At 29.9% G+C, this 1,087-nt stretch carries 1 protein-coding gene; it reads left to right on the forward strand.

Features of this window, described 5'->3' with window-relative positions:
• Positions 1-81 precede the first annotated feature (81 nt).
• On the forward strand, positions 82-1,080 hold the full coding sequence (locus F6K46_RS39950; RefSeq protein WP_293118232.1) for an IS630 family transposase: 999 nt from the start codon (positions 82-84) through the stop codon (positions 1,078-1,080).
• Positions 1,081-1,087 lie beyond the last annotated feature (7 nt).

Genomic DNA, 1,087 nt, shown 5'->3' on the forward strand with positions numbered 1-1,087 from the left:
TAAGCAGGTGCACAAAATTAATTACCTATTTTTGACATAATAATCTATAATTAGATAAAATCACTGAAAATGGGTATTTATATGAGATTCATTAGAGAATTAAATACCGAAACTAAAAAACTGTTGGAAAGAATAAGTTGGCAAAGTAAATATCCTCAAGTGAGAGACCGAGCTAAATGTATATTGTTGAGTTATCAAAAGTTTTCTATCAATGAATTAAGTTCATTATTTGGAGTTACTCGAAAAACTATATATAACTGGTTAACCAAATGGGAAGATCAAAAAATAATAGGAATATACAATCAAAAAGGTAGGGGCAGAAAACCTAAGTTAAATCAGGAGCAAAGGCAACAAGTAAAGGAGTGGGTAAAATCTGACCCAAAAAGCCTAAACAAAGTTAAAAATAAAATCAATAAAGAGTGGAAGATAGATGTAAGTAAGGAAACTATAAAAAGAACCATAAAAAAGTTGAACATGAAATGGAAAAGAATGAAGAGAGGAACGAGTAAAACCCCTGATGACTGGGAGCTAGACGTAAAAATACCCAGACTAAAAGAGCTAAAAGAGCAAGCTAAAAAAGGAGAAATTGAATTAAGATATTTAGATGAAAGTGGATTCTCTTTGAAGCCAGATATTCCTTATGGATGGCAAGAAAAGTTAAAAAGAATAACTATTAATAGTTCCCAAAGCAAAAGAATTAATGTTCTCGGATTAATGGGATGTGAAAATCAATTAGATTACGAAATCCATCAGGGCTCAATTGATAGTGAAATCGGGATTAATTTTTTAGATAATTTTAGTAAAAAATTATCTAAATTAACTGTAGTAGTAATGGATCAAGCTTCAATACACACAAGCCATAAAATCCTAGAAAAATTAGAAGAATGGCAAGGTAATAATTTAGATATATTTTGGTTACCTACTTACTCACCCAAGCACAACTTAATTGAAATTTTCTGGAAATTTATTAAGTATGAGTGGATTGAAATTGATGCTTACGAAAACTGGAAAAGCTTTCTTGAATATCTCAAAAAAGTGCTTGACAATTTTGGGGAAGAATATGTAATTAATTTTGTTTAGGTGCTTA

It is taken from the genome of Moorena sp. SIO3E8 (assembly GCF_010692445.1).
Taxonomy (GTDB): Bacteria; Cyanobacteriota; Cyanobacteriia; order Cyanobacteriales; family Coleofasciculaceae; genus Moorena; species Moorena bouillonii.